Annotated in this window: 21 protein-coding genes; 11 read left to right on the forward strand and 10 right to left on the reverse strand. The window is 73.9% G+C overall.

What is annotated here, in order from left to right; translation table 11 throughout:
- Together ACFUK0_RS24715 and ACFUK0_RS24720 are read left to right on the forward strand one after the other, a co-directional pair.
- A partial coding sequence (locus ACFUK0_RS24715; RefSeq protein ID WP_311670695.1) for an acyl-CoA dehydrogenase family protein occupies positions 1-77 on the forward strand: 77 nt, incomplete at its 5' end.
- A gap of 50 nt (positions 78-127) precedes the next feature.
- Positions 128-283: a hypothetical protein gene (locus tag ACFUK0_RS24720; protein WP_380253750.1), complete on the forward strand. Its 156-nt coding sequence runs from the start codon at positions 128-130 to the stop codon at positions 281-283.
- A 60-nt stretch (positions 284-343) separates the two neighbouring features.
- On the opposite strand, the gene ACFUK0_RS24725 is transcribed toward ACFUK0_RS24720, so the two are convergent.
- Positions 344-1,711, reverse strand: coding sequence for an LCP family protein (locus tag ACFUK0_RS24725; RefSeq protein WP_380253752.1), 1,368 nt, complete (start codon positions 1,709-1,711; stop codon positions 344-346).
- Positions 1,712-1,923: 212 nt separating this feature from the next.
- Between ACFUK0_RS24725 and ACFUK0_RS24730 the strand changes: the two genes are divergently transcribed.
- The 5 genes from ACFUK0_RS24730 to ACFUK0_RS24750 all read left to right on the forward strand — a co-directional run bounded on the left by ACFUK0_RS24730 (position 1,924) and on the right by ACFUK0_RS24750 (position 8,444).
- Entirely contained in the window at positions 1,924-2,001 is a 78-nt protein-coding gene (locus ACFUK0_RS24730) for a putative leader peptide (protein ID WP_380253814.1), read from the forward strand.
- Positions 2,002-2,150: 149 nt separating this feature from the next.
- On the forward strand, positions 2,151-2,705 hold the full coding sequence (ssuE, locus tag ACFUK0_RS24735) for an NADPH-dependent FMN reductase (protein ID WP_380253754.1): 555 nt from the start codon (positions 2,151-2,153) through the stop codon (positions 2,703-2,705).
- A 329-nt stretch (positions 2,706-3,034) separates the two neighbouring features.
- Positions 3,035-3,766 carry an ABC transporter ATP-binding protein gene (locus tag ACFUK0_RS24740; RefSeq protein WP_380253816.1) on the forward strand — a complete coding sequence of 244 codons (732 nt, stop codon included), beginning with the start codon at positions 3,035-3,037 and terminating at the stop codon, positions 3,764-3,766.
- Positions 3,767-3,784: 18 nt separating this feature from the next.
- Positions 3,785-6,352, forward strand: coding sequence for an ABC transporter permease (locus tag ACFUK0_RS24745; RefSeq protein WP_380253756.1), 2,568 nt, complete (start codon positions 3,785-3,787; stop codon positions 6,350-6,352).
- A gap of 97 nt (positions 6,353-6,449) precedes the next feature.
- Positions 6,450-8,444 carry a hypothetical protein gene (locus ACFUK0_RS24750; protein WP_380253758.1) on the forward strand — a complete coding sequence of 665 codons (1,995 nt, stop codon included), beginning with the start codon at positions 6,450-6,452 and terminating at the stop codon, positions 8,442-8,444.
- 10 nt (positions 8,445-8,454) lie between these two features.
- Here the strand turns inward: ACFUK0_RS24750 and ACFUK0_RS24755 are convergent, their stop codons facing one another.
- A complete protein-coding gene (locus tag ACFUK0_RS24755) occupies positions 8,455-9,936 on the reverse strand; it encodes an LCP family protein (RefSeq protein WP_380253760.1) in 1,482 nt (493 codons plus the stop codon).
- Between the two features lie 163 nt (positions 9,937-10,099).
- Between ACFUK0_RS24755 and ACFUK0_RS24760 the strand changes: the two genes are divergently transcribed.
- Complete coding sequence (locus tag ACFUK0_RS24760) at positions 10,100-11,146, forward strand: glycosyltransferase family 2 protein (RefSeq protein ID WP_380253762.1); 1,047 nt, start codon at positions 10,100-10,102, stop codon at positions 11,144-11,146.
- Positions 11,147-11,192: 46 nt separating this feature from the next.
- Complete coding sequence (locus ACFUK0_RS24765; protein ID WP_380253764.1) at positions 11,193-11,837, forward strand: acyltransferase; 645 nt, start codon at positions 11,193-11,195, stop codon at positions 11,835-11,837.
- Here the strand turns inward: ACFUK0_RS24765 and ACFUK0_RS24770 are convergent.
- The 5 genes from ACFUK0_RS24770 to ACFUK0_RS24790 form a co-directional block, all read right to left on the reverse strand.
- A complete protein-coding gene (locus tag ACFUK0_RS24770; RefSeq protein WP_380253766.1) occupies positions 11,827-13,407 on the reverse strand; it encodes an LCP family protein in 1,581 nt (526 codons plus the stop codon). The genes ACFUK0_RS24765 and ACFUK0_RS24770 overlap by 11 nt on opposite strands.
- Before the next feature lie 116 nt (positions 13,408-13,523).
- The gene (locus tag ACFUK0_RS24775; protein ID WP_380253768.1) at positions 13,524-15,143 is read right to left on the reverse strand and encodes an LCP family protein; all 1,620 of its coding nucleotides are present in this window, start codon (positions 15,141-15,143) and stop codon (positions 13,524-13,526) included.
- A gap of 226 nt (positions 15,144-15,369) precedes the next feature.
- Positions 15,370-16,581, reverse strand: a complete 1,212-nt coding sequence (locus tag ACFUK0_RS24780; RefSeq protein WP_380253770.1) for an LCP family protein — start codon at positions 16,579-16,581, stop codon at positions 15,370-15,372.
- A 37-nt stretch (positions 16,582-16,618) separates the two neighbouring features.
- Positions 16,619-17,410, reverse strand: a complete 792-nt coding sequence (locus tag ACFUK0_RS24785; RefSeq protein ID WP_380253772.1) for a TIGR03089 family protein — start codon at positions 17,408-17,410, stop codon at positions 16,619-16,621.
- A 175-nt stretch (positions 17,411-17,585) separates the two neighbouring features.
- Positions 17,586-18,080, reverse strand: coding sequence for an SgcJ/EcaC family oxidoreductase (locus ACFUK0_RS24790; protein WP_380253774.1), 495 nt, complete (start codon positions 18,078-18,080; stop codon positions 17,586-17,588).
- Positions 18,081-18,179: 99 nt separating this feature from the next.
- Between ACFUK0_RS24790 and ACFUK0_RS24795 the strand changes: the two genes are divergently transcribed.
- Positions 18,180-19,097, forward strand: coding sequence for a DNA-3-methyladenine glycosylase family protein (locus tag ACFUK0_RS24795; protein WP_380253776.1), 918 nt, complete (start codon positions 18,180-18,182; stop codon positions 19,095-19,097).
- A 235-nt stretch (positions 19,098-19,332) separates the two neighbouring features.
- Here the strand turns inward: ACFUK0_RS24795 and ACFUK0_RS24800 are convergent, their stop codons facing one another.
- The 3 genes from ACFUK0_RS24800 to ACFUK0_RS24810 are packed head-to-tail and all read right to left on the reverse strand — an operon-like array spanning position 19,333 to position 22,276.
- A complete protein-coding gene (locus tag ACFUK0_RS24800) occupies positions 19,333-20,625 on the reverse strand; it encodes a coenzyme F420-0:L-glutamate ligase (protein ID WP_380253778.1) in 1,293 nt (430 codons plus the stop codon).
- On the reverse strand, positions 20,622-21,581 hold the full coding sequence (gene cofD / locus ACFUK0_RS24805; RefSeq protein WP_380253780.1) for a 2-phospho-L-lactate transferase: 960 nt from the start codon (positions 21,579-21,581) through the stop codon (positions 20,622-20,624). The genes ACFUK0_RS24800 and cofD overlap by 4 nt, the downstream gene beginning before the upstream one ends.
- A 35-nt stretch (positions 21,582-21,616) precedes the next feature.
- The gene (locus ACFUK0_RS24810; RefSeq protein ID WP_380253782.1) at positions 21,617-22,276 is read right to left on the reverse strand and encodes a cysteine dioxygenase; all 660 of its coding nucleotides are present in this window, start codon (positions 22,274-22,276) and stop codon (positions 21,617-21,619) included.
- 718 nt (positions 22,277-22,994) lie between these two features.
- Between ACFUK0_RS24810 and ACFUK0_RS24815 the strand changes: the two genes are divergently transcribed.
- The gene (locus ACFUK0_RS24815; RefSeq protein WP_380253784.1) at positions 22,995-23,267 is read left to right on the forward strand and encodes a WhiB family transcriptional regulator; all 273 of its coding nucleotides are present in this window, start codon (positions 22,995-22,997) and stop codon (positions 23,265-23,267) included.
- Positions 23,268-23,310: the final 43 nt, after the last annotated feature.

Genomic DNA, 23,310 nt, shown 5'->3' on the forward strand with positions numbered 1-23,310 from the left:
GCGACGCCAAGATCACCCAGATCTACGAGGGCACCAACCAGATCCAGCGCATCGTGATGGCCCGCAACCTCCCGTAACACCCGCACGACCGGACCTGAAGCCCCCTCCGGCCGGAGGGGGCTTCGCTGTGCCGGGGCTGCGCGCTGAGCGGTCCGGGGCGCCGTCGGTGTTCTTCACCGCCGCCCGCCGGCCCGCGCTGACGACCGACCTGCGCATGTTCGGCGCCGCCGTCGCCGCCGGCGGCCTGCCCGGAGCCTGGCGGCACCGGGGCCGGACGGCCTGAGCCGCGCCGTACCGGAGTACGACGCGGCTCAGGTGTGCCCGGAGTCCCTTGTGGTGCGGGTTACTTGACGTCGGGGACGGGGGTGTCGTTCTTGAAGGCCTCGAAGACCTGCTTGGCCTTGGCGGTGTCCCACTTCACGGCGGACTCGCCGGTCGAGGTGCGGAAGTCGGGGTTGCTGATGGGGACGGTGATGCTCTTGCCGCTGCCGCCGTTGACGTCCTTCATGGCCAGGAAGAGCGACCCGAGGTCGGTCAGGCCGGCGTCCTCGTCCACGATCAGGGTGCCGAGGCCGGAGCTCACCAGCGGGTAGAACGTGAAGGGGTTCAGCACGGTGGCGGGGGAGGCGGCCTGCTTGGCGAGGGCGCCGAGGAACTTCTGCTGGTTGCGCATCCGGCCGAGGTCCTGGTCGGCCATCTGGTGGCGCTGGCGGACGAAGGCGAGGGCCTGGGTGCCGCTGAGGGTCTGGCAGCCGGGCTTGAGGTCGAGGCCGGAGTCCTTGTCCTTGACGGCGGTGTCGATGCACATGTCGACGCCGCCGACGGAGTCCACGATGCCGACGAAGCCGGCGAAGCCGATCTCGGCGTAGTGGTCGATCCGGATGCCGGTGTTCAGCTCGACGGTCTGCGCGAGGAGCTTGCCGCCGCCGGCCGCGAACGCGGCGTTGATCTTCGAGGTGGTGGCCTTCACGGTCTTGCCGTTGTCACCGGCGTGCTCGGGGATCGGCACCCAGGAGTCGCGCGGGATGCTCATGAGGGTGTTACCGCTGTCCCCGACGTGCAGGATCATCATCGAGTCGCTGCGCTTGCCGCCGGCGTGGCCGGTGTGCAGGTCCTCCTCCTGGGAGTCGCTGAGGCCGTCGCGGCTGTCCGAACCCACGATGAGCCAGTTGGTGCCCTTCCCGGCGGCCGGGCGGCCCTGGTAGGAGGCCAGCACGTTCTCGTGGTTGAGCTTGGAGTCGGCCCAGAACCAGGTGCCGACGGCGGTCGCCATCAGGGCGACGACCAGCGAGAAGATCGAGACCTTGATGATCCGCCGGCGGGGCCAGCGGGAGCGGGTCGCGGGCGGCCGGGCGCCGCCCGGGCCTATCGGGCCACCGGACCCGTCCGGGCGCTGCGGCGGCACGCCGCCGGGCTGCTGCTGCGGGCCGGCGGGCCCGCCGGGCGGCCGGCCCGCGCCCTGCGGGGACGGCTGCCCGTACGAGGACGGCTGGCCGTACCCGGCGGGCGGCGGTCCGAAGCCGCCCTGCTGCGGCTGCTGCTGCGGCGGCTCCGGGCGCCGGGGCGGCGTGGCCCCCGGACCGCGCGGGTTCAGGCCGGCCGGCAGCGGCGGTTCGGCACCCGTGCCACCGCTCTGTCCGTACGCGCCCCCGCGCTCGCCGTACGCGTTACCGCCACCGCCCCCCGGGCGGCCCTCCTGCCACGTGTTCATGTGGGAGAGGATGCCCGATCGCGGGGCACCGGACTCCCCCCGGGGTCCCCACCAGGGCCCTTGTAGCCGTTTTGATGCACAGCCCGGATCGCTTCGCGGCAACGTCACCGCGAGGTGCCGCCGCGCGGTGCCCCGGCCGTCGGCGGCGGGGTTGTTCCACCAGGTGGAACGAACCTTGACCAGGCACAACGCTGCGTGTTTGCATGAGTGGCATGGAGCAGCGATGGATCCTCACGCGTCGGCGGCACGTCGACCTTCAGCGTGTGTCCTGTTCGCTGTGTCGTGGCTGACCGCTCGCCACCGTTCAACCCTCTCGCCATCCCCCTCCTTCCCGCTGCCGGGCACCGTCGGCCTGTCTGAGCCGTCGACGGGCTGAGGCGCGGTCTCCCGCTTTCCGTTCGGCGCCCCCACCGCGCCGCCCTGCCCCGAGGTGAACTCCATGGCCGTCGTCCTGTCCGTTTCCGGCTCCCCGTCCCGTACCTCCCGCACCACCCGGCTGCTGCGCCACGTCGACGCCCGGCTGGCGGCGCGCGGCCACGAGGTGGTGCCGTTCGAGGTGCGCAGCCTGCCCGCCGAGGCGCTGCTCGCGGGCGACGTCTCGCACCCGGAGATAGCCGCCGCCCTGGAGCTGTTCGCCCAGGCGGACGGCGTGGTGATCGGCACCCCCGTCTACAAGGCCGCCTACTCCGGGCTGCTCAAGACCCTGCTGGACGTGCTGCCGCAGTACGCGCTGACCGACAAGGCCGTCCTGCCGCTGGCCACCGGCGGCTCCACCGCGCACGTCCTCGCGGTGGACTACGCGCTGCGCCCGGTGCTCAGCTCGATGGGAGCCGGGCACATCACCCAGGGCTGGTTCGTGCTGGACCGCCACATCACCGTCCGGGAGGACGGCGTCACGGTGATCGAGCGGGAGACGGACGTCCTGCTCACGCCGGTGGTGGACGGTTTCGCCTCCGCCCTGGAGCGGCGCGGCGAGCTGGCCGTGGCGCGCTGAGGCGCCGCACAGCGCCACCGACCCTGAGCCGGGCGGACGGGGACCCCTAGGGGGAGGGGCCCGTTCCCCGTACATCTACGGTTGGGCTGCTTCCTCCCGGCGGATGACGATCCGTCCTCCGGGCGCTCCTAACGTGGTCCTTATCCCCGCTCGGACGGTACGAGGGTGGGGCTAACCCCCGAGTCGATACTCCTCCTGCCACCCTGTCGGTGGGCGGGTGGCGGCCGACAGACTCGGGGGAAACGGGCGGGCCACACTTTTAGGAGAATCCAGTGACGACGGCAGCAGCGGCCGTGTACGACCCCCAGACTCCCGGCGGAGCATCCGCCATCGCGGCCTCCGCGCGGCAGGTGACCAAGGCGTACGGCGCGGGGGAGACCAGGGTCACCGCCCTGGACGCGGTCGACGTGGACATCCAGCGCGGCAGGTTCACCGCGATCATGGGCCCGTCCGGCTCCGGCAAGTCGACCCTGATGCACTGCCTCGCGGGCCTGGACACCGTCTCGGAGGGCCGGATCTGGATCGGCGACACCGAGATCACCGGCCTGAAGGACAAGCAGCTGACGAAGCTGCGCCGGGACAAGATCGGTTTCATCTTCCAGGCGTTCAACCTGCTCCCCACGCTCAACGCGCTGGAGAACATCACGCTGCCGATGGACATCGCCGGCCGCCGCCCCGACGCCGCCTGGCTCGACCAGGTCGTGGAGACCGTCGGCCTTGCCGACCGGCTGAAGCACCGGCCGACCCAGCTGTCCGGCGGGCAGCAGCAGCGCGTCGCCGTCGCCCGGGCACTGGCCGCGCGCCCCGAGATCATCTTCGGGGACGAGCCCACCGGAAACCTCGACTCCCGCTCCGGCTCCGAGGTGCTGACCTTCCTGCGCCGCTCGGTGGACGAGCTGGGCCAGACCATCGTGATGGTCACCCACGACCCGGTCGCCGCCGGCTACGCGGACCGCGTGCTGTTCCTCGCCGACGGCGTCATCGTCGACGAGATGCACGCCCCGACCGCCGACTCCGTCCTCGAACGCATGCGCCGTTTCGACGGCAAGCGCACCAGCTGAGCCGGGGGAGACGGACCGATGCTGCTCAAGACCTCACTACGGAGCTTCTTCGCCCACAAGGGCCGGATGATCCTCTCGCTGATCGCCGTCGTCCTGTCGGTGGCGTTCGTATCCGGGACACTGGTGTTCTCGAACACCGCCACCAGCACCTTTGACCGCCTGTTCGCCTCGACCGCGTCCGACATCTCCGTCCAGCAGGACCCGCCGAAGCTCAACGGCAAGGTGGTGCACGACGGCAAGGTCCGCACCGTCCCGGTCGAGACCGTGCAGAAGGTCGCCGCCCTGCCGGGCGTCAAGAGCGTGGTCGGGCAGGTGTTCACCGAGAGCGCCACCCTGGTCGACCCGGCCACCAACAAGGCCGTCGGCCCGACCACCGGCGCCCCGACCCTCACCGGCAACTGGGCCGAGAGCCCGCGCAACTCGGTGGAGATCACCTCCGGCAGGGCGCCGCAGGGCGACGGCCAGATCATGCTGGACGCCGACACCGCCAAGAAGTCCGGACTCGCCCTGGGCAGCCCGCTGCGGGTGATCGCGACCAGCGGCACGTACGAGTTCACCATCTCCGGCATCGTCACCTTCAAGACCACCAACCCCGGTGCGGCGCTGGCCTTCCTGGACACCGCCACCGCGCAGAAGGACCTGCTCGGCAGCACCGCCTACACCTCCGTCGAGGCCTACGGCGACGGCAGCCGGACGAACGAGCAGCTCAAGGCCGAGGCCCTGGGCGCGTTCGGCGGCGGCTACCAGGTCAAGACCGCCGAGGAGCAGAAGGCCGACAGCAACGCGGACGTCGGCTCCTTCCTCAACTTCATGAAGTACGCGATGCTCGGCTTCGCGCTGATCTCGCTGCTGGTCGGCGGCTTCCTGATCATCAACACCTTCTCGATGCTGGTCGCCCAGCGCACCCGCGAGATCGGCCTGCTGCGCGCCCTCGGCGGCAGCCGCCGGCAGGTCAACCAGTCGGTGCTGGTCGAGGCGCTGATCCTGGGCGTGCTCGGCTCGACGCTCGGCCTCGGCGCCGGCCTCGGCCTGGCCGAGGGCCTGATCCAGCTGATGAAGGCCGTCGGGATGAACCTCTCCGGCTCCGAGCTGCAGATCGGCCTGAACGTGCCGCTCGCCGCGTACGGCGTCGGCATCGTGATCACCGTGCTCGCCGCCTGGATCCCGGCCCGCCGGGCCAGCCGGATCGCGCCGATGGCCGCCCTGCGCGACCACGGCACCCCCAGCGAGGCCAAGGCGAACCGCATCCGCACCGTCGTCGGCCTGGCGCTGACCGGCGGCGGCGCGGCCCTGCTGGTCGCCGCCGCGAGCGTCGACAAGGCCGGTACCGGCGGGATGCTGCTCGGGCTGGGCGTCGTACTGACCCTGGTCGGCTTCGTCGTCCTCGGCCCGCTGCTGGCCACCACGGTCGTCCGGGTGCTCGGTGCCGCCCTGCCGAAGCTGTTCGGCCCGTCCGGGCGGCTGGCCCAGCGCAACGCGATGCGCAGCCCGCGCCGGACCGGCGCCACCGCCGCCGCCCTGATGATCGGACTGGCGCTGGTGATCGGCGCCTCGGTGTTCACCTCGTCCGCCGTCGAGTCCATCAACAGCCAGGTCGACGAGTCGGTCGGCGCGGACTACATCATCGCCGGTGGCAACGCCGGCCTCACCACGGACATGATCAAGGCCGTCGCCGCCACCCCGGGCATGGCCCACGTCACCACCCAGAGCGGCGTCGACGCGGTGTTCACCACCCCGGACGGCGTCACCACGGAGACCGAGGTCGCCGCCGTCTCCCCGACCTTCACCGAGGACTTCAAGATCCCCGTCCTGTCGGGCACGACCGACTCGCTCCGGCAGGGCGCGATCTCGGTCGGCCAGGACTTCGCGACCGAGCACCACCTCGCGGTCGGCGACCGGATCGCCGTCGACTACGGCCAGGGACGTACCCAGTCCCTCCCGGTCGGCGTGATCGTCAAGAAGGGCAACTCGCTCTTCGACGGCGGCTACTTCGCCACCGTGGACACCGTGGCCAAGGCCGTCCCGGTGGCCGACCAGCCGCCGGCCGGAGTGGCCTTCGGCAAGGCCGCGCAGGGCGCGGACGTGGCCCGGACGCTGACCGCGCTGGAGGAGTCCGTCAAGGCGTACCCGCAGCTCACCGTCAAGGACCAGGCCGGCTACAAGGAGCTCGTGCAGAGCCAGTTCAACCAGCTGCTCTACATGATCTACGGCCTGCTCGGGCTGGCGATCGTGGTCGCCATCCTCGGTGTGGTCAACACGCTGGCCCTGTCGGTGGTCGAGCGCACCCGCGAGATCGGGCTGCTGCGGGCGATCGGGCTGTCCCGCCGCCAGCTGCGCCGGATGATCCGTCTGGAGTCCGTGGTGATCGCCCTGTTCGGCGCCGTCCTCGGCACCGGCCTCGGGCTGGCCTGGGGCATCACCTCGCAGAAGGTGCTGGCGAGCAACGGACTGGCCACCCTGGCCGTCCCGGTCACCACCATCGTCGCGACGCTGCTCGCCTCGGTGCTGATCGGCCTGTTCGCGGCCCTCGTCCCGGCCTTCCGGGCCGGCCGGATGAACGTCCTCGCGGCCATCGCGACGGACTGACGCGCCGTCCGGCGGGGGAGCCGGTGACGTCGTGGGAGGGGCCGGGTGCACGCACCCGGCCCCTCCGCCGTGCCCGGGGGCCTGACATCATCGCGGCATGCCGAGTCCCGACGCGCTGCCGCCGCCGCTACCCGCCGCGCCGCTCCTCACCTCCGCCGCCGCGGCCCGCTGGCGCAGCGTCCGCACGGCCGGGCCGCCGGCCGGCCGGCGGTTCGACAGCAGGCGGTTCGACAACCGCTGGCTGGCCGTCGTGCCCGGCGCGTTCTTCCTGCTGGCCACCGCGCTGGAGCCGGTGCCGGGTGCCTGCACCCCCGAGCAGCCCTGTGTGTCGTCCTGGTGGAGCGCGATCGCGGTGTTCTCGGTGATCGCCGAGATCGTCCTGCTGCTCGTCCGGCCGCGCGGGCTGGCGGCCGTCCCGGTCGTGGTGGCGGCGCTGCTCTGGTACCTGCCGGGCGGCCTGCAGAACGAGGTCTGCCGGCTCGTCGCCCTGCTGCTGCACGGCCTGCTGGCCGCCGTCCTGATCGGCGCGGAACTCGGCCGGCGCCGGGGACGCCAGCAGCTCGACGCCCTGATGGGCGAGGCGGTGCCCTACCCGTGGACGTTCGCCGGCCTGCCCTCGCCGGCGCCCGCGCCCACCCGCCGGCTGCTGCGCTGCATCCTGGGCTGGCTGCTGGTCGTGGCCGCCGTCCTCGCCGTGCTGATGGGGCTGGCCGACCAGGCCGACGAGGCGGAGCGCGACCGGGCCGCCGCCCGCGTCGAGGGCTCGGTGCTCTCGGTCGACCAGGAGGTCGACACCGCCCGGATCGGCTACCGGCTCCCGGACGAGGCGGCGCAGCGCACGTTCGAGGCGGATGTCCTCTGGGCGCCGCTCCCGCAGCCGGGCGACAGCGTGCCGCTGCTGGCCCACGGTGACTGGGCCAGGATCGAGGGCCAGCCGTACGACCCGACCGACTCGGCCCAGCTCGGCGCGTTCGCCGGGCTGCTGGGCGTCCTGCTGCTGGGCTCCGCCGCGACCTGGGTGCGGACCAGGCAGGGGCTGCGCGAGCCGGGCGCACCCGCGCTCGCGGTGCTCGTCCACCCCGACGGCAAGGGCGACCTGCTGGTCCGCCCGGTGGACGCCGGGCCCGCCGACCCGCCGCTGTGGCGGCTGCGCACCCGCGAGCGGTACAGCTGGGACGGCGAGCGCTGGACGAACGGCGCGGGCCGGGCGGACCCCGAGCACTACGAGGACGACGGCGCCGATGACGACGCCGGCGCCGACGACGAGGAGGCCGCGCCCGGTACCCTCCCGCCGGAGCTGGCCGCCGCCGTCCTGGCGGAGGCCAACCGGCCCGTCCCGGCGCTCCTCTACCGCGGCCCGGACGGGCCGTACTCCCAGCTGCTCGTCCGCCCGCCGATGATGATGGACGGCCCGGAGCCGGCCTGGTACGCGGTGGTCTGCCGCGAGCAGGTCCTGCCGCCCCGCCACGGCGACCGGCACCGGCACTTCCTCCAGGAGCAGTTGGCGGTGCCCGCGCTGGCCGCGCAGAACGTCGAGGCCACCGGCGAGTACGGCCCGCCGCTGCCCGCCCAGCGCTGGGAGATGCCGCTCGGCCTGCGGCTGGCCGCCGGGCCGGTGGTCGCGCTGGTCCTGGCCCTCGCGGTGTACGCCCTGGGGTCCCGGTCCTGGGCGTTGGGGCTGCTGCACCCCCTGATGATCGGGATACCGGCCTTCCTGGCCGTCACCGGGGCGCTGAGCTGGCAGGCCGCCATCGACGGGCACGGCGTGGAGGTGGCGTCCGCGCTGAGCAGCCGCCGCATCCCCTGGGAGCGGGTCAACGCGGCCGCCGTGCACCGGCACCGGCTCGCCGTCCAGCTCACCGACGGGCAGGAGGTGCGGATCGCCGGCCGGCCCGGGCGGATGCTCAGCCGCCACCTCGGCGGCCCCTACGACCCGCAGGCGGTCGCCACGGCCATCGCCACGGCGGCGAACCGGCCGGAGCGGCGGCCCGGCGGGGACCTGCGCGAGCGGCTGGTCAGCCCGCAGCTGCTGGTGAACCGCGCCGCGCTGACCGGTTACGTCGTCTTCGTGATCGCCCGCTTCTTCCTCTAGCGGGCGGGCCTCAGGGGCAGGTGATTTGGTCGCCGGTGGCGGCGCTGACGGCGGGTGCGGGCACCGCTGCGGGGACGGCCACGGGGACGGCCGTCGGGGCGCCGGTGCCGGTGACACCCGGGTAGTCGCTGCCGGCCAGCACCTGCAGGGTCGCGCCCAGCCCCGGCTGGGGGACGAGGGCGGCGCCCGGCAGCGCGGCGGCCAGCGTCCGGAGCGACTCGTCCCACCGGGGGTCGTAGCGCACCGTCGTCCGGGCCACCGTCTCCCCGCCGGGTGCGTTGGCGGGTGCGCCGGTGGTGGCGAAGCCGGACCGGCGCAGGTCCCCGTCGACCCGCGCGCCGAGGCCGGGCACCCCCGCCGCGTTGAACACCTGGACCCGGACCTGTTCGGGTGCCACGGCGGATGCCCCGGTGGCCGTCGCCCCCGGTGCGTCCACGGTGGGTGCGGCGGGTGCGGCCGACGGCGGTTCGCTGAGGGGGCGGCCCGCCCGGACGGCGTCAAACAGGGCGCTCGCGCCGGCCGCGTCCCACAGCACGGTCGAGCCCCAGCCGTTGACGGGGTGGTCGAGGTCGGCGAGCGGTACGGTCGCGAAGTCGGCCTTCCCGCTGGAGAGGTCCTTCATCCGGGCCGCGAGGGTGACCAGGTCGTCCGTGGTGAGGTCCTTGTCGGCCCGGACGGAGCCGAGCACGGTGTCCGCCAGCCGGGTCAGCCGGACGGGGTTCAGCAGGGCGCCGGTGCTGGTGGCCCGGTGCAGCAGCTGGGCGATGAACTTCTGCTGCCGGTGCATCCGGCCGAGGTCCGCACTGCCGTCCAGGTGCCGGGCCCGGACGTACTTGAGTGCTCCGGCGCCGTCCAGGGTGCTGGTGCCGGCGGGCAGGTCCAGTCCGGAGTACTCGTCCTTGAGCGGCTTGGCCGTGCACACCTCCACCCCGCCGAGGGCGTCCACGGTGGAGACGAAGCTGGCGAAGTTCAGCTGGAGGTAGTGGTCGATCCGCAGGCCGGTGTTCTGCTCGACCGTCCGCACGGTCAGCGCCGCGCCGCCCATCCCGTACGCGGCGTTGATCTTGCCCTTGCCGGCCGGCACCTGCCTGCGGGTCGCCAGGTCCTGATGGGCGGGGATGTCGACGTAGGAGTCACGGGGGATGCTGACCACGCCGGCCCGGCCGCCGTCCTCGGCGAGCCGGACGATCATCATGGTGTCCGTGCAGTGGCAGGACTCGCCGCCCGCGTGCAGGACGTTCTTCAGGGTCGACTCGGGGATGCCCTCCCGGTCGTCGGTACCGACCACCAGGAAGGTGGTCGCCCCGTCGTCGGCGGGGCGGGCCTGGTCGCCGCTGAAGACGTCCACCCTGCCTATCGAGGAGCCGATGCCGTTCAGCACCGCCCAGCCGCCGCACGAGGTGGCCAGCACGGCGAAGGCTGCGCAGCCGGCCAGCGCGCGCGCCCAGCGGCGGCGGCGCGGGCGGGCGGCTGGGTACGGGGACGAGGGCATCCCCTGGATGGTAGGCGTGCGTCCGGCCGGGCCGGGGGAGGGCACGCCGGGGCCGGTAGCGGCGGCCGAGGACAACGGGGGTACGGTCCTCCCGTAAAGGGTTCGAGGAGTGCCAGGACCGGGACGCGACGGCGACCCACCTGCACCGGTACGGTTGGGCTCGATGAACACCAAGGCTGCTGAGGAGCTGCCGGCGGTCTCCGTGATCATGCCGGTGCTCAACGAGGAACGACACCTGCGCACAGCGGTGCGGCACATCCTGGAACAGGACTACGCCGGTCCGATGGAGGTCGTGATCGCCCTAGGGCCGTCCACCGACCGGACGGACGAGATCGCCGCGGAGATCGTCGCCGCGGACCCTCGGGTCCGCACCGTCCGCAACCCCACGGGGCGCACCCCCGCCGGGCTGAACGCCGCCATCCAGGGCTCGGGTCACCCGATAGTGGTACGCGTCGACGGGCACGGGCTCCTCACTCCGGGGTACATCGGCACCGCCGTGCGGCTGCTCGGCGAGATGGAGGCCGCCAACGTCGGCGGCATCATGCACGCCGAGGGCGAGACCGACTGGGAGAAGGCGGTCGCCGCCGCCATGACGTCCAAGCTCGGCGTCGGCAACGCGGCCTTCCACACCGGCGGCCTGGCCGGCCCGGCCGACACCGTGTACCTCGGCGTCTTCCGCCGCGAGGTGCTGGAGAAGCTCGGCGGCTACAACGAGGAGTTCGTCCGCGCCCAGGACTGGGAGCTGAACTACCGCATCCGCCAGGACGGCGGCCTGATCTGGTTCACCCCGCAGCTGCGGGTCACCTACCGGCCCCGCCCGAGCGCGCGGGCGCTGGCCAAGCAGTACAAGGACTACGGCCGCTGGCGCCGGGTCGTCACCCGCTACCACCGCGGCTCGGTCAACCTCCGGTACCTGGCCCCGCCGGCCGCCTTCCTCGGCGTCGTCGGCGGCCTGCTGCTCAGCGCCGTCCACCCCGCCTTCCTCGCCCTGCCGGCCTGCTACCTGCTCGGCATCCTCGGCGGCGCCGTCACGGAGGGCCGCGGCCTGCCGCCCAGGGCCCGGCTGCGGCTCCCGCTGGCCTTCGCCACCATGCACCTCAGCTGGGGCTTCGGCTTCCTCACCTCGCCGCGCTCGCTGGCCCGCAAGGTCATCGCCAGCCGGTCCCCGGCCGCGCTGGGGGCCGCGAACCTGGCGGCCGAGACCGGCTGACCCGAACCGGCCCCGGGGTGCCCCGGCGCGCGCTATCTTCGCGCCCATGGCGACGACCGAGGGCGGGACGGCAGCGGCCGGGGCACGGATCGAACCGAGTGCCGACGTGGACGGCAGCGCGAGCATCGGCCCGGGCAGCACGGTCTGGCACCTCGCGCAGGTCCGCGAGGACGCGGTGATCGGCGCCGAGTGCATCATCGGGCGCGGCGCCTACATCGGCCCGGGGGTGCGGATCGGCGACCGCGTGAAGGTGCAGAACCACGCGCTGGTGTACGAGCCGGCCGTGGTCGAGGACGGCGTCTTCATCGGACCGGCCGCCGTGCTGACCAACGACCTCTACCCGCGTGCCGTCGACGTCGACGGGCGGCTCAAGCGCTCCGAGGACTGGCAGGCCCGCGGCGTGACGCTCCGCCGGGGCTGCTCGGTCGGCGGCCGGGCGGTCCTCGTGGCCGGCGTGACGGTCGGCCGCTGGGCGCTGGTGGCGGCGGGCGCCGTGGTGCACCGCGACGTCCCCGACTTCGCGCTGGTCGCCGGGGTGCCGGCCCGCCGGGTCAAGTGGGTCGGCCGGGCCGGTGAGCCGCTGACCGGGGCGGGGGAGGGCCGCTGGCGCTGCCCGCGGACCGGCGAGGAGTACCGGGAGAGCGGCGGCGTGCTGACGCTGCTCCGCGGCTGGGCGCCGGCTAGCGGGTGAAGGCGCCGAACTTCGCGCCGCCCGAGCAGGTGGTCTCGTCGCCGGTGTGCACCGAGGCGTCGGTGGGGACGGCGGTCGGCACCGGAGCCGGTGCGGCCTGCGCCGCCGGTGCGCCGGGGGCCGCGGCCCGGTAGTCCGGTCCGAGGGTGACCAGGACGCTCCGCCCGCTGCCGCCGACGGTGACGGCGGTGTCCGGCAGGCCGAGCGCCCCGGCTATCGCCTCGGCGGCGCCCCTCCGGTCGGCCTGGCCGTACCGCACGGTGCTGGCGGCGGCCGGCTCGGTGCTGTCGTGTCCGACGGTGGCCCGGTAGCCGAGGCCGGTCAGGGTCTTCTGGGCGGCCGTGGCCAGGCCGGGCGTGCTGACGCCCTTGACCACGCTCACGCTGACGTCGGCCGGATCGACCGGCGGCGCGGCGGACGTCGCCGGTGCGGCCGGTGCCGGGGTCGTCGCGGCGGCCGGTGATCCGGTGGGTGCCGGGGCGGGCGCCTGGTCGGGCCCGCCGGTGAGCGACCTGTCGGCGAGGATCAGTGCGAACAGCTGGTCCGCGCCCGGCTGGACGAAGCGGTTCTTGCTCCGCAGCAGCGGGTCCGGGTCGTCGGCGGTGTACTCGACCGGGGGCTGGGCGAAGGCGACCTCGGCCGGCTTGATGTCCTTCAGTCCGGCGGCCAGCGCGACCAGCTTTGTGGTGCCGGCGATCGCGTCGTCCACCATGATCGACTTCGTGGCGGCCTCGACCACCGGGAAGGCCTTGGTGGGATCGAGCAGGGTGCCCTTGTCGGTCAGCTTGCGCAGCAGCGCGCCGAGGAAGTCCCGCTGCATAGAGAACCGGCCGACCGCGCTGCCGTCCTGCACGGCGTGCCTGGTCCGGACGAACTGCAGGCCCTGCTCCCCGGTCAGGGTGTGCCTGCCCGCGCTGAGGTCGAGGTGGGAGTCCGAGTCCTTGATGGCCCGGCAGAGGTTGACGTCCACGCCGTCGACGGCGTCGGTGAGGTCCTTGACGCCCTGGAAGTTGACCACCGCGTAGTGGTCGATCTTCAGCTTGGTGACGGACTGCACGGTGTCCTGGACGCAGCCGGGGCCGCCGCGTCCCATCGCCTCGTTCAGCGGCCGGTGCCGGGCGGCCTTGAAGGTGGTGCCGGTCTTCGGGTCCCTGCACGCCGGCAGGTCGACCAGGGTGTCCCGGGGCAGGTCGAGCGCCACGGCCGAACGCCGGTCGGGGTAGACGTGCAGCACGATGTTGACGTCGTTGTTGCCCTCGCCGACGTTCTCCTGGTCGCCGTACCCGCCGCCGAGGCCTTTGCGGCTGTCGGTGCCGATGACCAGGATGTTCATCGCCGTCCGGCCCTGCTCGTCGGCCGCTCCGCCGGGCGGCGGTGCGTTGCCGGCCCCGAGCGGGCCGTGCTGGATGTTGGCGTCCAGGTGCCTGACGTACAGGTACGCGCCGGTGCAGCCGGCGACCAGGGTGAGGCCGGCGGTCAGGGCCACGGGCCTGATCCAGCGGCGCGGGCCGGTGCGCTTCGTCCGGGGTTTGCGACGGTGTCCGGCGCGGACCTCCTGCTGCTCTGCCATCGTCGGTCCGCCGCCCCCCGTGTCCCCGGCCCCGGACGGGCCCAGGTGGGGAACCTACCTGAGATCACGAGCAAACCCTCATGTGTGTTACATAATCAGAACAATTGCGGGGCTGGTCACTTCGCGCACAGGGCGGTGTCGTCCGCCTCGACCCGCTGGAGGTCCGCGGGTGCCCCGGCCGGCCCGGCGGCGGGTGCGGAGGCGCCCGGCGAAGCGGTGAGCGCGTCCTTGCCGAGCACCAGCAGCAGCCGGTCCCCGGCGGCGCCCCGCGGGTTCTCGGTGAGCGCTCCGGAGGGCAGTCCGAGGGCGTCGGCCAGCGCCGCGGCCTCGGCGGCCCGGGCGGCGGGGTAGCCGAGCGTACTGGTGGCCGCGGCGGGTGCGTTGGCGGCGGTGGCGGCCCGGGCGAAGCCCGCGGCCCGGAGCCGGTCGACGGCCTTCTGCGCCTGTCCGGGCGTCCCGGTGCCGTTGCGCACGCTGACCGGGACGGTCGCCGCGTCCACGGCCGGCGCGGCCGGCGCGGTGGTGCCCGGCGAGCCGTCCGGCGCCGTCGGCGCGGTCGTCGGCGAGGCGCCGTCCGACGCCTCGGTCAGCGAGCGGTCGGCGGCGATCATCGAGAACAGCTGGCCCGCGTCGGGCTGCTTGAGGACCAGCCGGTTCTGGTCCCTGGGATCGTCCAGCACCGGGACGGTCGTGAAGGTGATGTGCCGGGTGTCGACCTTGCTCACGTCCGTCGCCAGGTCCTTCAGCCGGTCGACGCTGTCCAGCCCCGAGTCGACGGTGAGCGCCTTGGTGGCGGCGTCCGCGAGGTTCCACAGCTTCGTCGGGCTGGTCAGGGTGTCACCGCTCTTGATCTTGCGGATCATCGAGCTGACGAACTGCTGCTGCAGGGGGATGCGGGTCAGGTCGCCGCCCAGGCCCACGGCGTGCCGGGTGCGGACGAAGGCCAGCGCCTCGTCGCCCTGCACCACGTGCCGGCCCTTGGACATCGTCAGGTGCGAGTCCGGGTCGTCGATGTCCTTGGCCGCGCAGACCTCCACCCCGCCGACGGCGGTGGACAGGCTCTTCACGGCCTCGAAGTCGACCATCACGAAGTGGTCGATCCGGATGCCGGTCGCCTTCTCGACCGTCTTCCAGGTGCAGCCCGGGTCGCGGCCGTCCTGGCCCAGGCTCGTGTTGAACATCGCCCGGTCCGCGCCCGGGATCGTCCTGCCCGCCGTCCGGCACTCCGGGATCGGCACCATCAGGTCGCGCGGGACGCTCATCACCGTCGCGTTGCTGCGGTCCTTCGCGAGGTGGAGGACGAAGGTGGTGTCGGCGTGCCCGGTGCTGCCCTCGTCGCCGTACGAGCTCCCGAGGCCCTCCCGGCTGTCGGTGCCGAGCACCAGGATGTTCAGGGCGTCGCCGGCCGGCCGGGGCCGCTCCGCCTCGGTGCCCAGCTCCACCTTCACGGCGGTGATGTTGCCGTTGAAGTGCTCGTACGCGTAGAGCGCCCCGCCGCAGCCGACGGCCAGGACGAGCGCGCCGACGGCCGCCGTCCACCTGAGCAGCCGGCGCCGGGGCCGCCGCCCGGCGTCCCGCCGCCGCTCGGCACGTCCGCGGCCGGCGGCCGGCGGCCGGGGCGCCGCGCCGTCGCGCGGGCGGGGCACCCGGGCCGTGAGGTCGAGCCGGTACTGCCCGGTCTCCGGATCGAGGACCCACTGGTCGGCGGGGTCGACCTCCTGCGGGGTGTCCTGCACGACTGTCTCCCTCCCACCGGCGCGGCGTGCGGCACGTAGTTCGTAGCCGACCCGGACACCCTAGACGAGCCCGGTGGGGGTATTGCGCGGATTGTGATCTCTGCCATAACTGGTATTCCGGGCATATCAGTACAAAGCCCTGCCATCGGCTCCGACATTTCGTCAGGTCACGCCCGGGGGAGCTCCCCGCACTCGTTCGGGGAGGCCAGGGCGGCCGGCTGACGGATCAGCGCACGGGACAGGAGTCCGCGTCCGCCCGCCGCCCCTCGAAGACGGGGCTCGCCGTCGGATCGGCCGTCGGATCGGCCGTCGGGCTCGCCGTCGGATCCCCCGTCGGCTCCGGCGCCGGGGCGGTGGAGGCGCCGGGTGCGGCGCCGGCCGGTGCCGCCACCGGCTCCCGGACGGCCACCGGCCGGTCCTCACGCAGGGCGGCGAACAGCAGGGAGGTCTGCGGCTGCACGAGCTCGTCCCGGTCCGGGTCCAGCCGGTACGGGCGGCGCGGGGCGGTCAGGAACACCACGTCGGCGGCCGGTATCGCCCGCAGGTCCCAGGTCAGGTCGTAGAGCGCGCCGAGCGAGGACAGGCCCGCGTCCGCCTTGAGCGAGGAGGTGGCCGCGTTCAGCACCGGCCAGAGCCTGGCCGGGTTGAGCAGCACCCCCTGCGACTGCACCTTGCGCATCAGCGAGGCCAGGAACTGCTGCTGACGCCCCATCCGCTGGGTGTCGCTGCCGTCACCGAGGCTCTCGCGCACCCGCACCCAGCCCAGTGCCTGCTCGCCGTTCAGCGTCCGGCGCCCGGCGGGCAGGTCGAGTTGGGCGTCCCGGTCGTGGATCGCCTTCGGCACGCAGACCTCGACCCCGCCGACCGCGTTCACCATCTCCTTGAACCCGGTGAAGTCCAGGATCAGGTGATGGTCGATCCGGACTCCGCTGAGCTGCTCCACCGCCCTGATCGCGCAGGCCGCGCCGCCCGTCTCGTACGCCCAGTTGAACTGGACCAGCCGGGTGCCGGTGCGGGTGCCGTCCGGCAGCTCGCAGGGCGGGACGCTGACCATCGCGTCGCGCGGGATGCTGACCGCCGTCGCGCGCCGCCGGTCCGCCGCGAGGTGCAGCAGGATCGCGGTGTCGGAGCGCCGGCCGCCCGCCGAGCCGTACGCCGCGTTGGCGCCCGTCCGGTCGTCGCTGCCGATCAGCAGGATGTTCTCGGCGCCCTTCGCGCCGGCCGTGCGGCTCGGGCGCTCGGCCTCCAGCCGGGCCAGCAGCCGCTGGGTGGCGGCGTCGGTCTGCACGTTGCCGTCGAGCCGGCGGTACGCGGTCCAGCCCAGCAGACCGCCGGCCAGCAGCGCCATGGCGAGGGCACCGGCGGTGACCAGTAGCCACCGCCGGTGCCTTCGCCATGGTGAAGTCGGGGAGTCCTGGGTGTTCTCGTCCTCGGCCATGGCAGGGATACCTACCCGCCCGGCCGAGGGGCGCCGGTCACCCCAGACGCAGAGTCACCCGTTCGGAGTCGGTCCGCTTCTCCCACTGATCGGCTGTCAGCGCACCGGAGTTGCGGCACAGCACCACCGAGGCACCGGCCGCCAGCGGGGCCAGCAGGCCGGCCTCCAGACCCGTCCAGTCGTCGTAGCCCAGGGTGGAGAGCACCCGGTCGCCGGGCCCGATGCCGAGGCGGGCCGCGCCCTCACGGGCCAGCTGGACGGTCTGCTCACCGGTGAGCTTCAGCGGCAGGCCGTCGACGGTGGTCTCCAGCGAGGGCGCGTCCGGCGGGACGGGGGAGTACGGCGCGAAGCGGTCGCCCTGGCCGGGCACCTCGGCGGCGTAGTCCAGGAAGCCGTCCGGGCGCTGCGGGAAGCGGCCGCCGAGCGGGCGCAGCGCGAGCGCGACCCGTTCCCCGGTGCAGGCCTGGGCGGCCTCCAGGCCGTCGGGGCCGCTGACCACCAGGTCGGCGTCGGCCGGGTCGCCGCCGGGGGCGGCCGTCACACCGACCGACCAGCAGGCGAGCAGCCAGACGGCGCTCTGCCAGTGGGCGGGCAGCAGGAGGGCGGCGCGGTCGTCCGGCCCGGCGTTCAGCTCGTCCTGGAGGAGGTTGGAGGTCTTGGCCACCCAGTTGTCGAAGGTCCGGGCGGAGAGTTCGACTCTCTCACCGGTCGCGTCGTCGTAGAAGGTGACCAGCGGGAGTGAGGGATCCGCAGCGGGAGTGCCACCTCGCAGATATGCGTGCAGCAGCTCGACAGGGGTGCGGGCATCGGCAGCGAAAGGCGCAGTCATGGTGCAGCCAAGCCTACGGCCCAGGGGTCGCCACCGGGAGGGGTGACGGGGCGTCGCGGGCGGCGGCCGGGCCCGGAAACCCGGCGCTGCGGGCGGTGGGGCCGGGTGTGATCTTCGGCACCGTGCCCCGCGCCGGGCAGTCCCTCAGGCGGGCAGTCCTTCGGGGAGCAGTCCTTCAGGCCGGCGGCCCCGGTGTGCGGCCGAGCAGCGTCCGCAGCTCCCGGGTCAGCTCCTCGGCCCGGTCGGGGCGGCCGTGGTACTGCGCCGGGGTGTTCTGGAACAGCGCGATCCGCCAGCCGGCTCCCCGGTTGACGGCGATCACGGTGTGCAGCGCGTTGAGTGACGGATCGAGGTCGTCCGCGTCCGGCGGCACCAGCCCGGCGACGGCGTCCAGCAGCGCCGCCCCCGGCGCCAGCGGCCGCACCTGCCGGACCTTCGCCACGTACTCCGGAGTCTCGTGCTCGGCCAGGATCCGGCCCACCTCGGCCGCGATCGCCGAGCGGCCGGAGTACCGGCTGCCGTCGAAACCGATCACCTCGCCGTCCACCGCGAACGGCCCGGCGAAGGACGCGCCGTCGCGCAGGTTCCAGCCTTCCACCGCCCGGTGGTACAGCGCGCTCACGGCGTGCTCGTCGGCGGAGGACAGTCCGGGCGGCCGCGTATCGTTCATAGGTCAATGGTCCGCGAACACGGCGGCTGCGGCAGAACGAAACACGACGGGCCATCCGGCAGAACGAGGCAGAACGAGGCGGAGCGGAGGCGGACGGCGGTGACGGGCGAGACGGTACGGCGCTGGCGGCCGGGCTACCCGCTCGACCTCGGCCGCGCCCTGCTGCCGCTGCGCCGCGGCCCCGGCGACCCGGCGTACCGGACCACCGGCGACGGCGCCGTCTGGCGGGCGTCCCGCACCCCCGCGGGCATCGGCACCCTGCGGGTCCTGGGCCGCCCGGCCGAGGGCGAGGTCGAGGCGCACGCCTGGGGCCCCGGCGCCGACTGGCTGCTGGCGGCGCTGCCCGCCCTGCTCGGCGCCGAGGACGACCCGGCCGCCCTCGTCCTGCCGGCCGGGCCGCTGCGCGAGGCCCAGCGCAGGCTCGGCGGCGCCCGGCTCGGCCGCACCGGGCTGGTGATGGAGTCGCTCGTCCCCGCGATCCTGGAGCAGAAGGTCACCACCGACGAGGCCTACCGCTCCTGGCGCACCCTGCTGCGCGACTTCGGCACCCCGGCGCCGGGCCCGGCCGAGGGCATGCGGGTCGCGCCCTCCGCCCGCGACTGGGCGATGCTCCCCAGCTGGGAGTGGCACCGCGCGGGCGTGGACCCGAGGCGGTCCGCCACCGTGGTGCGGGCGGCCCGGCTGGCGCCCCGGCTGGAGCAGGCCTCCGGCCTCGCCCCCGGGGACGCCTTCGCCCGGCTCACCGCGGTGCCCGGCATCGGCGTCTGGACGGCCGCCGAGACCCTCCAGCGCAGCAACGGCGACCCGGACGCCGTCTCGGTCGGCGACTACCACCTGCCCAACCTGGTCGGCTGGGCCCTGGCCGGCCGCCCGCGCAGCGACGACGCCCAGATGCTCGCCCTGCTGGAGCCCTACCGCCCCCAGCGCCACCGCGTCTGCCGCCTGCTCCTCGCCACCGCCGGCCACGCCCCGCGCTACGGCCCCCGGCTGGCCCCGAACGACCACCGGGGGCGGTGACGCCGGCCCGGTGCGCACCGGCAGGCGCACGTTCACGGCATGCCCGAGGCACCGAGCATCCGCGAGGCCGGCGGAATCACGTGATCACCCGCAGGACGCGCCGCCGGCACGCCAGGTGAAGTACGTCGTCCGCTCGGTCCGTGCGCGCGCAGCGCCCGTGGCGGGTCGGCGACCAGCGGGCTCGTCCCGGAGGGACGGCTGCCGCACGATCCGACCGCCGCGGCCCGGCGGAGCCTCAGCGCACCGCGATGAACGCGTCCGCCGTCCGGGCCGGGCGTTCGCGCGGGGGTTCGGCGGGGCGGCCGACCGCGACCGCGCCCATCGGGTCCCAGTCGTCGGGGAGGTCGAGGACGGTGCGGACGGTGTCGCGGCAGAACATGGTCGAGGACACCCAGGCGGAGCCGTAGCCCTCGCCGGTCAGGGTGACCAGCAGGTTCTCGACGGCGGCGCCGATGGCGACGGTGAACATCTCCCGTTCGGCGGCGGCCCGGCGGGCGTCGGGGTAGGCGTGCGAGCCCTCCGTCACCAGGCAGGGGACGACCAGGTACGGGGCGTCGCGCAGGACGTTGCCGCGTGCGGTGCGGCGGGCGATCTTCGCTGCGTCCCAGCCGTCGAGTTCGGCGAGGTCGCGCTGCCAGGCGGCGAGCATGGCGTCCAGCAGCCGGGTGCGGACCTCGGCGCTCTCCAGCAGGACGAAGCGCCACGGGGTGGTGTGGTGCGGGGCGGGCGCGGTGACGGCGGCGGCCACGGCGCGGCGGACGGCGGCGGGGTCGACCGGCTCGGCGGTGAAGGAGCGGATCGTCCGCCGCAGGGTGACGGCCTGGCGCAGCGCCTCGGACGTCCCGAGCCGGAACATGTCGTCGGCGGCGGCCCGGATCAGCGGCCGCACGCCGTCGCCGTCCTCGGTGGTCACCAGGCCGGCCAGGCCGCGCACGACGGCGACCGGTGTGCCGGTGGCCTTGCCCTTGACCAGGTCGCCGGCGGCGGCGAGTTCGTCGGCGGTGGCGGTGACGGTGAGGGCGAGTTCGTTGCCGTGGGTGTCGGTGCGGCCCCGGTGGTCCTCCAGGACGGCGAGGCCGGCGGCGCCGATCGCGACGTCGGTGAGGCCGTTGCGCCAGGGCCGGCCGAAGGTGTCGGTGACGATGACGGCGAGCCGGAGGCCGGTGAGCTGCTGGAGGCGGGCGCGCAGCGCGCGGGCGGAGGCGTCCGGGTCCTCGGGCAGCAGCAGGACGGTGCCGGGGGCGGTGTTGGAGGCGTCCACCCCGGCGGCGGCCATCACCAGGCCGTTGCGGTTCTCGACGATCCGGGCGGGCCCGCGCCGGGCCACCACCCGGACGGTCTCGGCGTCGATGGCGGCCTCGCGGTCGGCGGCGTGCAGCAGCCGGCCCTCGGCCTTGCTGACGATCTTGGAGGTGACGAGCAGGATGTCGCCGTCCTCGAACGTCCCGGCCTTGGCGATGAGTTCGGCGAGGTCGCTGTCCGCGTCGATCTCGGGCAGACCCGGCACCGGCAGGACGTGCAGGCTCACCCGCGCACCTGCTCGGCGAGCGCCAGTGCCTCGCGGGCCATCGCCGCGGTCGCGTCGGTGTCGGTCATCAGCAGCGGGACCGCCCGGCAGGCGATGCCGGCCGCCTCGACGGCCGCGACCGAGGCCTCGTCGGCGGTGTCGACCAGCCAGCCGTCCAGCAGGCCGGAGCCGTAGTGCAGCGCCACCGCGTCGGCGGCGGCCTCGACGCCGACCGCGGCGAGCACCTTGTCGGCCATGCCGCGGACGGGTGCGCCGCCGATGATCGGCGACAGCCCGACCACGGGGGCGGGGGCCGCGGCGACGGCCTGCCGGATGCCCGGCACCGCGAGGATGGTGCCGATGCTGACCACCGGGTTGGACGGCGGCAGCAGGATCACGTCGGCCGCGGCGATGGCCTCCAGCACGCCGGGCGCGGGCTTCGCGGCGTCGGCGCCGACCGAGATGATCGCCTCGGCGTCGACGGCGGCGTGCAGCCGGACCCAGTACTCCTGGAAGTGCACCACCCGGGGGCCCTGCTCGTCGGTGATCCGGACGTGCGTCTCCACCCGGTCGTCGCTCATCGGCAGCAGCCGGACGCCGGGCTGCCAGCGGTCGCAGAGCGCCTCGGTGACGGCGCTCAGCGGGTAGCCGGCGGCGATCATCTGGGTCCGGACGATGTGGGTGGCGAAGTCACGGTCGCCGAGCCCGAACCACTCGGGCCCGACGCCGTACGCCTTCATCTCGTTCTTGACGGACCAGGTCTCGTCGGCCCGGCCCCAGCCCTGCTCCTCGTGGATGCCACCGCCGAGGGTGTACATCACGGTGTCGAGGTCCGGGCAGACCTTGAGTCCGAAGAGGTGGATGTCGTCGCCGGTGTTGCCGATGACGGTGATCTCGTCCTCGGGGGCGATGACCTCCTTGAGGCCGCGCAGGAAGCGCGCTCCGCCGATTCCGCCTGCCAGTGCCACGATGCGCATGCGCCCATCCTGCCAGGCGCCGGACGGACGGAGCGTCAGAGGGCCTCGGCCGGGTCGGGGCTCGGCGAGGTGCGCTGCATCTCGGGGACGACGGGCGCGCCGTACTGGTGCATCTCGGTCAGGCCCGGCGAGTAGAGGTGGATGCTGACGGCGGGTTCGAGCGCCGCGTTGACGACCTCGTGCAGGTAGCCGGAGGAGAACACCCGCTGCCCGCCGGGGCGCAGCGCGCGGGCGCCCTCGCCCGCGTGCGTGAGCGAGCGCTCGACGAGTTCGCCCTGGACGACGGTCATCACGCCGGAGGAGTCGCCGTGGTCGTGGAAGCCGCTGCTCTGCCCGGGCAGCCAGCTGAGCAGCCAGACCTCGTAGCCGGGGCCGGTCTCCAGCCGGGCGTACCAGCGGGTCAGCGCGTCGTAGCGGACCTTCGGCTCCCAGCGGCCGCGGTCGGCGGCGATCTCGCGGACGAGCTGCGCGTACCCGGCGACGGTGGTCGGGTGCGAGGGCAGGTCGGTGCGGGCCAGGTGCGGGAAGGCCAGCGGGTCGCCGGCGATGGAGACGTCGCTGAGGCCGTCGGCCCAGGCACGGGCGGGAGCGGCGGTGACCGCTGCGGGGGTGACGGTGACGGGCGCCGGGAGAGTCGGGCGCCGGGCGTGCTTGCTGCGGTCGCGGTTCCGCTTGCGGATGCGGTTCATTCGCATGGGGATGTCCTCGGAAGACGGCTGGTTCGGGAGGGGATCAGCCGGATCCGCGGAATTCCTGGGGCGGGAGTGCGGGCGGCCTCTGTGCTTCCTGGGCGGCGCGCGGTGGGACGTCGGGCGCCTAGATACAGCAGGAACAGCAGGTGCAGAGGCGACAACAGAGAGAAGAGCTCGCGGCACGGCGGAGCGCGGACTGGCGGCTCCGGGGGGCGGCGAACTCTGACATGCGAGCAAGGAGACCGCAAGAGGGGCGTGCCTGTCAACCCGGCCTAGCGGGACAACTGGGTAGCAGAGCGAATGAAGCACCTGATGGGGTGATAAATCACCCTCTAGGTTTCGATGTGAAGATCGCCGGGAAGGCAGCCCGATGACCGGTTCCTGCGGGTCCTCGCAGCTGGGCCGGTCTCCCGGAAACCTTGTCGGCCCGGCGGACGTCCCCCCTACCGGGGGGTGGTCAAGATCGACGCGGCGCGTGTTGACTTCGAGTCAGCGGGCAGGCGGTGGCGGATGGTTCACCGACGCCGGACGGTAAGAGTCATATGTCCGGATATGTACACTATTCGTAACGGCTTGGTGCCGGGGAGTGAATCCTCGACCCAATACCAGAGCTCGGCTTGACTGAGCCAGAGTGACGCAACTGTAATTTCACTCGTGTCGTTCAGCCGCACTCAGCAGCGGCAACACGGGGACGCCAAGAGGGGCAGAGGAGGCGCGCCACATGAGCGAGCTCTTTGAGCTGTTGATCGGTGAGGGCATCGAGGAGGAAGAGGAGGAGTTCGGCTGGCAGGAGCGCGCACTCTGCGCGCAGACCGACCCCGAGTCCTTCTTCCCGGAGAAGGGCGGCTCCACCCGCGAGGCCAAGAAGGTCTGCCTCGCCTGCGAGGTCCGCTCCGAGTGCCTGGAGTACGCCCTCGCCAACGACGAGCGGTTCGGAATCTGGGGCGGGCTCTCCGAGCGCGAGCGCCGGCGGCTCAAGAAGAGCGTGGTCTGATCGGGGCGCGCCCCTGACCGGGCAGCGCCCGACGGGCCCGGCG

Origin of the sequence: Kitasatospora sp. NPDC057223 (genome assembly GCF_042669755.1) — a bacterium.
GTDB lineage: Bacteria > Actinomycetota > Actinomycetes > Streptomycetales > Streptomycetaceae > Kitasatospora.